Annotated in this window: 8 protein-coding genes; 7 read left to right on the top strand and 1 reads right to left on the bottom strand. The window is 38.5% G+C overall.

Annotated features, from left to right (window positions below):
• The first annotated feature begins 624 nt into the window (after positions 1–624).
• The 7 genes from CHI06_RS25555 to CHI06_RS25525 all read left to right on the top strand — a co-directional run bounded on the left by CHI06_RS25555 (position 625) and on the right by CHI06_RS25525 (position 7,596).
• Entirely contained in the window at positions 625–1,806 is a 1,182-nt protein-coding gene (locus CHI06_RS25555; protein ID WP_095251464.1) for an ABC transporter substrate-binding protein, read from the top strand.
• A gap of 85 nt (positions 1,807–1,891) precedes the next feature.
• Positions 1,892–2,770, top strand: a complete 879-nt coding sequence (locus tag CHI06_RS25550; RefSeq protein WP_095251462.1) for a branched-chain amino acid ABC transporter permease — start codon at positions 1,892–1,894, stop codon at positions 2,768–2,770.
• Between the two features lie 13 nt (positions 2,771–2,783).
• Complete coding sequence (locus CHI06_RS25545) at positions 2,784–3,722, top strand: branched-chain amino acid ABC transporter permease (RefSeq protein WP_095251460.1); 939 nt, start codon at positions 2,784–2,786, stop codon at positions 3,720–3,722.
• A gap of 1 nt (position 3,723) precedes the next feature.
• Positions 3,724–4,506 (top strand): ABC transporter ATP-binding protein, encoded by a 783-nt coding sequence (locus tag CHI06_RS25540; protein ID WP_095251459.1) that lies wholly within the window; start codon positions 3,724–3,726, stop codon positions 4,504–4,506.
• On the top strand, positions 4,499–5,206 hold the full coding sequence (locus CHI06_RS25535) for an ABC transporter ATP-binding protein (RefSeq protein ID WP_095251457.1): 708 nt from the start codon (positions 4,499–4,501) through the stop codon (positions 5,204–5,206). The genes CHI06_RS25540 and CHI06_RS25535 overlap by 8 nt, the downstream gene beginning before the upstream one ends.
• A gap of 103 nt (positions 5,207–5,309) precedes the next feature.
• Positions 5,310–5,996: a BsuPI-related putative proteinase inhibitor gene (locus CHI06_RS25530; RefSeq protein WP_095251456.1), complete on the top strand. Its 687-nt coding sequence runs from the start codon at positions 5,310–5,312 to the stop codon at positions 5,994–5,996.
• Positions 5,997–6,120: 124 nt separating this feature from the next.
• Positions 6,121–7,596, top strand: coding sequence for a spore germination protein (locus CHI06_RS25525; RefSeq protein ID WP_095251454.1), 1,476 nt, complete (start codon positions 6,121–6,123; stop codon positions 7,594–7,596).
• A gap of 66 nt (positions 7,597–7,662) precedes the next feature.
• On the opposite strand, the gene CHI06_RS25520 is transcribed toward CHI06_RS25525, so the two are convergent.
• The gene (locus tag CHI06_RS25520; RefSeq protein ID WP_095251452.1) at positions 7,663–7,935 is read right to left on the bottom strand and encodes a YqhV family protein; all 273 of its coding nucleotides are present in this window, start codon (positions 7,933–7,935) and stop codon (positions 7,663–7,665) included.
• Positions 7,936–7,970 lie beyond the last annotated feature (35 nt).

The following is a 7,970-nucleotide window of genomic DNA, read 5'->3' as shown; positions in this document are numbered from 1 at the left end:
TGTTTCTCAAAAGGACAAAAGTTTGTAAATAAAATGATGGATCGAGATTCATGCCCTCACTGCTGTACTTCTACTGAAAATGGTAACAAATAGGAGTTATTCGTGCCCGTGCGGTGTCACTTTTAGAGAAAACGGTAAGGAATAGCAGCTATTCGTGCCCATGCTGCAAACTCTTTGAGAAAACGGTAACGAATAGCTCTTAGTCCACGCTTTTGATTCCCTCCAAGCTAGATTTAAACCGAAGAAGGGAACCAAATTACATTTTTGATTCCCTCCAAGCTAGAATTAAACCGAAGAAGGGAACTAAAGCATACATCAAAATGGTATGTCATAACATAAATACATTTTTTGGAATAATAGTTAAGCAGTCTTTTACATAAATCAAAAAAATTATTTTTCATGAAAACTCAGTAAAAAGCACTGCAACAACAAGAAAGCGCTTTAATTTTTATAAAAAATAAAAATTTCTGAAATATTGAAATAATATACTAGACTAATAATGAAAAAAGTACTACAATAACTTATGTTAATTAATTTAGGCGATAAACTAATATCATAGGGTCTAAAAAGATACTAAACTTTGTTTATTAGTATCAGAAAATTCAATCAAAGGGGGAAAACACTATGAAAAAGAAATTAGCGAGTGTGTTTATGGCTTCTACCATCTTTGCTGGGGTATTAGCAGGATGTGCAGGAGGAGCGAAAGAAGGTTCAGGGGGCAGCAATTCAGATACCATTAAATTGGGAGTGAATTTAGAGCTTTCAGGTAATGTTGCGTCCTATGGTGAATCAATGGCGAAAGGGATCGAAATGGCTGTTGAAGAAATCAATAAAAATGGCGGTGTCGATGGTAAAACGTTTGATATCGTTAAGGTGGATAATAAATCTGATGCAGCAGAGGCGACAAACGGCATTATCAGGTTAACAAGCCAAGACAAGGTAACAGCTGTTATTGGAGCAGCAACGAGTGGTAACACAGTTGCACAAGCTCAGATTGCGAACGACACAGAAACGGTTCTAATAGCTCCAGGCGGAACAAGTCCTACTGTTACTGTAGATGAAAAAGGGAAAGTAAGAGAATTCGTTTTCCGTACTTCTTTTATTGATCCGTTCCAAGGAACAGTGGCAGCTAATTTTGCAGCAAATACTTTAAAAATTAAAGATGCAGCAATTTTTGCTGATAACTCAAGTGATTATGCAAAAGGTTTATCGGATGCCTTCAAGGAAACGTTTGAAGCTGCAGGTGGAAAAGTGGTCGCCGAAGAAGCATATGTAGCAAAGGATACAGACTTCCGTGCGACATTAACTCGAATCAAATCAAAAAATCCATCATTCATTTTTATCCCTGGGTATTATGAAGAGGTTGGCTTAATTGTAAAGCAAGCTCGTGAATTAGGAATCGATGTTCCATTAGTGGGTGCTGATGGCTGGGATTCTCCTAAATTAGTTGATTTAGCAGGAGCAGAAGCATTAAATAATACTTACCTAATTAATCATTACTCATCTGAAGATCCAGATGAAAAGGTTCAGAACTTTGTAACAGCATTTAAAGATAAGAACAAAGGTGAAGCACCTAATGCCTTCAATGCACTTGGTTATGACACGGTTTACTTCCTAGCGGATGCCGTTAAGCGTGCTGGAAGCACTGATTCAAGTAAGATTCAGGAAGAACTAGCGAAAACAAAAGATTTAAGCCTTGTTACAGGAGTAGTAACCATTGATAAAAATCATCATCCAATAAAAACAGCTACCATTCTAGAATATAAAGATGGTAAACAAGTATTTAATACAAAAGTTAATCCTTAAAAGTACTAGTTAAGTAGAATGGAAGGATCATCCTTCCATTTTACTTTTTTAAAAGTTAATTCTGGAAATAGTAGGAGTGAGAACAATGGAGTGGTTACAACAATTGATAAACGGAATTTCACTCGGAAGCATTTATGCCTTAATCGCATTAGGCTATACCATGGTTTATGGGATCATAAAATTAATAAACTTTGCTCATGGTGATGTTTTTATGGTAGGTGCGTTCGTCGGGTTTTATGCGATTAAGGGATGGGGGCTGGGCTTCTTTCCAGCATTATTATTCTCAATGGCGTTTTGTGCGGTGTTTGGAGTATTGATTGAAAGAATTGCTTATAAGCGTCTTCGAAATGCGACTAGAATTGCTGCCTTAATTACAGCAATAGGAATGTCACTGCTAATTGAGTACGGTGTGATTTACGCCCGAGGAGCCCAACCCGAGGCATATCCTGACAATGTATTACCGAGTACAACATTTAACTTGTTTGGGGCACAAATTAACAGTCAGTCCCTTTTTATCCTGGCTGTGTCACTTGGCCTTATGATTATTTTACAAATTATTGTTCACCGTACAAAGGTCGGTAAAGCAATGCGAGCAGTATCACATGACATCGATGCAGCGAGATTAATGGGTATTAATGTTGACAGAACCATTTCCTATACATTTGCGATTGGTTCTGCTTTAGCTGGGGCAGCAGGTGTCATTTTTGGTGTCTATTATACAAAAATCGAACCACTTATGGGAATTATCCCTGGATTAAAGGCGTTTGTTGCGGCTGTACTAGGTGGAATCGGAATTATCCCAGGAGCCATGGTCGGCGGTCTTATTTTAGGGGTTGTTGAATCAATCGTAAGTGCTTTAGGATTTTCCTTATGGAGAGACGCAGTAGCGTTTATCATATTAATTCTTATCCTAATTTTTAGACCAACAGGCATCTTTGGTAAAAATACAAGAGAGAAAGTGTAGGTGGGATAGACAGATGAAAAAAGCAACTAAATTCTGGCTATTTCTCATTTTAGCAGTCGTTATATATGGAATAGGCCAAGCCTTAATTCAAACAGGGATATTAAATGCTTTTTATAGCAATATGTTGACATTAATGATCATTAACATTATTTTAGCAGTGAGTCTTCACTTGGTAATTGGGATTACTGGACAATTTTCAATTGGACATGCTGGTTTCCTTGCTGTGGGGGCGTATGTATCTGCGATTATCACGATGAAATTCGAATTGCCTTTCGTGTTAGCGATCATCATCGGAGGAATTGTAGCAGCATTAGCAGGTCTGCTTGTCGGCATACCTACATTAAGACTGCGAGGAGATTACCTGGCTATTGCGACACTTGGATTTGGTGAGATTATTAGAATTGTATTCTTAAATATTGAGTATGTTGGCGGCGCTGCCGGTATGATGGTTTCTAATATGACGACTTGGACAAGCGCATTTGTATGCCTCGTCATCACGATTCTAGTGATATCGAATTTTACCAACTCGCGGCATGGAAGAGCGTGTATAGCGATTCGGGAAAATGAAATTGCGGCAGATGCAATGGGAATCAACACGACATTTTACAAAGTTGCTGCTTTCGCTATTGGTTCATTCTTTGCAGGTATTGCCGGCGGTTTGTTTTCTCATAATTTTTATATTATTCAGCCAACTAACTTTGGTTTCTTAAAATCATTTGATATCTTAATTTTCGTTGTTTTAGGCGGACTTGGCAGTTTATCTGGATCTGTGATTTCTGCAATCCTTTTAACGGTTATATCCACGTACTTGCAGCAATATCCTGAGACTCGAATGATTATTTATAGTGTGGTATTAGTGGTGGTCATGCTGTACCGCCCTCAAGGATTAATGGGTACACGTGAGATTACAGATTTCTTTGGTAAAAAGAAAAGTGCGAAAGGAGGAATTTAACGTGGGAGCTTTACTGCAGGTTAAAAATGCAGGGATACAGTTTGGCGGTTTAAAGGCGGTTTCAGGCTTTAATATGGAACTTAATCAGGGTGAATTGATCGGTTTGATTGGTCCGAATGGAGCAGGGAAAACAACGAGCTTTAATTTGTTAACGGGTGTATATGTACCGACAGAGGGTGACATTTTGTTCGATGGCAAAAGACTGAATGGGCTTGCTCCATACCAAGTAACACGAAATGGAATAAGTCGTACGTTTCAAAATATCCGCCTTTTCAGCGAATTATCTGTATTAGATAATGTGAAAGTTGCTTATCATTCTTTAGCGAAGCATTCTATTTTAAGTTCCATCTTTCGCCTGCCTTCCCATTTCTCAGAGGAAAAGGTAATGGAGGAAAAATCACTAGAATTTTTAAAGATTTTTCAATTGGATCGTTATAAAGATGAAAAGGCGAAGAATTTACCTTATGGTCAGCAACGTAGATTGGAAATTGCCAGGGCATTGGCTGCGGGTCCAAAATTATTGCTCCTTGACGAGCCTGCAGCGGGGATGAACCCACAGGAAACACATGAGCTAATGGAATTAATCGCATTCATCAGAAATCAGTTTGATTTAACGATTCTCCTCATTGAACATGACATGGCATTGGTTATGGGGATTTGTGAAAGAATTTATGTGTTAGACCATGGACAATTGATTGCGGAGGGGACACCTGATGTGATTCGTAATCATCCAAAAGTAATTGAAGCCTACCTAGGAGAGGAGGTACCGAGTGCCCATGCTTAACGTGAATGGAATTGATGTTTTTTATGGAAATATTCAAGCTCTTAAGGGCGTTTCTTTGGAAATCAATGAGGGAGAAATTGTGACCCTGATTGGTGCGAATGGTGCCGGAAAAAGTACTCTTCTTAAGACTTTATCTGGGCTTCTTAAACCAAAGTCTGGGAGCATTGAGTATTTAGGCAATTCGATTTCAGGTAAGGCCCCACAGTCTATTGTGAAAGTTGGTATTTCTCATGTACCTGAGGGACGCCGTGTGTTTGCCAATATGAGCGTAGAGGAAAACCTGGAATTAGGTGCTTATTTAAGAAAAGATGCGACGGGAATCCGCAAAGATATTCAAAGTGTTTACGAGCTTTTTCCGAGATTGCAAGAGCGCCGAAAGCAGTTATCGGGAACACTTTCTGGAGGAGAACAGCAAATGCTGGCGATGGGAAGAGCGATTATGGCGAAGCCTAAGCTGCTGTTGCTGGATGAACCTTCAATGGGATTGGCTCCGTTAATGGTTAAAACGATTTTTCAAATCATTGAGAAAATCAACCAAGATGGAACTACTATCTTGCTGGTGGAACAAAATGCGAATATGGCATTATCCGTAGCAGACCGTGCCTATGTAATTGAAACAGGCAGGGTAGTAATCTCAGGAACAGCCGCAGAGTTACAAGCAAGTGAAGAAATCAAAAAAGCTTACCTTGGTGGATTATAGTTAAAAGTTCAAAATCTTTCTATAAAAAAACAGATAATATTGTAACTCCAATCTCCTTTTAATCGACTATTAAGGTAATTCGATTAAAAGGAGATTTTCATTTATGCTATATAGAAAGATGATGATGATTGTATTAGTAACTGGACTATTAAGCGCCTGTGGTACGGGAAATAATACAAACGGGAACGGTGAGGGTGTGAAAAAAGAGAACCCAACAGAGTACCCAAAACAAAATAAAATTGTTGCAAGCTTTCATCCGTCACTTGAAACAAAAGAAGAAAACAATTCTATCATTATTGATTACAAAGTGAAAAATTTATCGGGTGAACCTCAAAAACTATCGTTTTCAAGTGGACTACAGGCTGATTTTATTGTTTTTGATGAAGAAGGAAAAAAAGTCAAACATTACTCTGAGGAAGTCATGTCAACACAGGCAATCAGCGAGATGACGTTAGAGAATAATCAAGAGATTCAAAACTCATTTACCATTTCTGATCTTTATAATGGTCGTTATCGTATTGAAGTATTTTTAACCGCCAAGGAAGAACAGGCAAGGGTGGTAACCGATTTGATCGTTGAACAATCGTTATATACGAAAGCATCAGGTGTGCTTGTCGGACAAATCGATCCCCATACTATAGAAGTGGATATGAAGGGAGAAAAGATAGCATTCCAATTAACGGAAGAATCTATTGGTCAATTGCCATCTTTAAAAGATGGCAGTGAAATTTCATTTGTTTATACAGAAAATGAAATACAAAAGACGATTGAAAAGTTTTTATTTGAATAAATAAACACTATAAGAGTATAACCAATGGTTTATTTTGTTTTTTTACTATATTTATCTTGAAGGAGTATATAACACCCAAACTTGCTGCAAAATACCAATATGAAAATTTTAGGAGTTGGCAAGTTTGGGACAAAAAGGAACTCAAATTCCAGTAAAAGAAAAGTTTGAAGATAATGTTGATTATTTAATAAAAGAGTTACGGATAGGTAAAAACTTTGACGTCATCCATCGACCACTAGAATATGGCGGGCTGAAGTTTGCGATGTTTTTGATTGATGGATTCGCTGCGGCCAATATCCTGCTCCTAATTATGAAGGAAATCGAGAAGCGGAAACATGAGGATTTTGGAGATGATCCAATTGATAAGCTTTTTAAAAGCTTTATTCCTCATGTGGAGGTAAATACCTCTGAAGATTTAGAAGAAGTTATCGCCCAAATTCTTGCAGGGCAGACAGCTGTCGTCGTCGAAGGCGGTAAACAAGTCATTCTGATTGATTCTCGTGAATATCCGATTCGTTCTCCTCAAGAACCGGATATTGAACGGGTTGTACGCGGACCGCGCGATGGTTTTGTTGAAACGATTGTTTTTAATTTGGCATTAATTCGCAGGCGTGTGCGTGACCGGTCCCTCATCATGGAATATGTTCAGGTCGGCGAGCGGTCAAAAACAGATATTGCCCTTGTGTACATAGATAGTATTGTTGATATTGAACATGTAAAGATGTTGAGAGACAAGCTTGAGAAAATCTCTATAGATGGAATTTCAATGGGTGAAAAAACAATTGAAGAATTTGTTTTTGGTCGAAATTATAACCCATATCCACTTGTCCGTTACACAGAAAGAGCTGATACGAGTTCAGTTCATTTAATGGAAGGACATGTGCTGATTGTTGTGGATGGGTCTCCCAGTGTGATGATTTGTCCTTCGACCTATTGGCATCATCTGCAGCATGCTGAGGAGTATCGTCAAAAGCCGATAGTGGGGATCTTCTTAAGATGGGCTCGATTTATTGCCGTTTTTGCTTCACTGTTCCTTTTACCGTTTTGGTATACGTATGCAACCAATGAACAATTATTGTCAGACCGCTGGAAGTTTATAGGGTTGAAAGAACAAGGGGAGATTGGTTTGATTTGGCAATTTCTGATTGCCGAAGTGGGGATTGAGATATTGCGGATGGCTGCCATCCATACACCGAACGCACTCGCCACAGCACTTGGTATCGTCTCTGCAATTATTATTGGGGATGTGGCAGTGCAAGTGGGGATTTTTACACATGAGGTTGTCCTATACGTTGCAGTCGCGGCGATCGGGACCTTTGCAACGCCTAGTTATGAATTAAGCCTTGCAAATCGTATTTTCCGTGTTTTCTTTTTAATTATGGTCGCTTTATTAAATGTACCAGGCCTGGTAATAGGGATTACTTTGTGGATTATCCTGCTTGTCAGAACAAAGAGCATGAATACTCCCTATTTGTACCCGTTTATCCCGTTTAATCCACGGGATTTTCGGATAATGCTTGCCCGGACACCAATGCCGCTTAAGAATACACGTGCTAGCATGCTGCACACGCAGGACAGAACAAGGCAAGCAGTTAAATAAGCCTATCACTGAGCGATAGGCTTTTGTTCTATAAATATAAAAGCAGCAAAAATTTCATCTAACCGGTTAAGACTTCACCCCTACAAGAATAAAACTTACTCCCAGAGCAATCCATACAAATTTCATGATCGATATTTTTTCAACTATTCCTAATAAGCCTATTGAGGTAGTTAAAACTAAGATAATAGGACCTATAAGTGCAAGAGAAGAGTTAACCATAAGGGCTTTTTCTACTGTATTAAATTTAATCATTAATATGGCTGCAAATATTTCGATACTTCCAGATATTAATCGTAAAAAAGCCATTCCAAGTACTACTTTTTCAATAATAATAAACATAACGACCTCCTGAACAAACCATTTCTTCAAACAGT

Source organism: Bacillus sp. 7884-1 (genome assembly GCF_002272245.1).
In the GTDB taxonomy this organism is placed as follows: domain Bacteria; phylum Bacillota; class Bacilli; order Bacillales; family Cytobacillaceae; genus Neobacillus.
This window is presented reverse-complemented; position numbering and strand designations above follow the sequence as displayed.

Excerpts from the sequence above, each read along its gene's own strand:
- CHI06_RS25520 (WP_095251452.1), bottom strand. The coding sequence starts at position 7,935 with ATGTTTATTATTATTGAAAAAGTAGTACTTGGAATGGCTTTTTTACGA.
- CHI06_RS25530 (WP_095251456.1), top strand. The coding sequence starts at position 5,310 with ATGCTATATAGAAAGATGATGATGATTGTATTAGTAACTGGACTATTA.
- CHI06_RS25535 (WP_095251457.1), top strand. The coding sequence starts at position 4,499 with ATGCTTAACGTGAATGGAATTGATGTTTTTTATGGAAATATTCAAGCT.
- CHI06_RS25555 (WP_095251464.1), top strand. The coding sequence starts at position 625 with ATGAAAAAGAAATTAGCGAGTGTGTTTATGGCTTCTACCATCTTTGCT.
- CHI06_RS25545 (WP_095251460.1), top strand. The coding sequence starts at position 2,784 with ATGAAAAAAGCAACTAAATTCTGGCTATTTCTCATTTTAGCAGTCGTT.
- CHI06_RS25550 (WP_095251462.1), top strand. The coding sequence starts at position 1,892 with ATGGAGTGGTTACAACAATTGATAAACGGAATTTCACTCGGAAGCATT.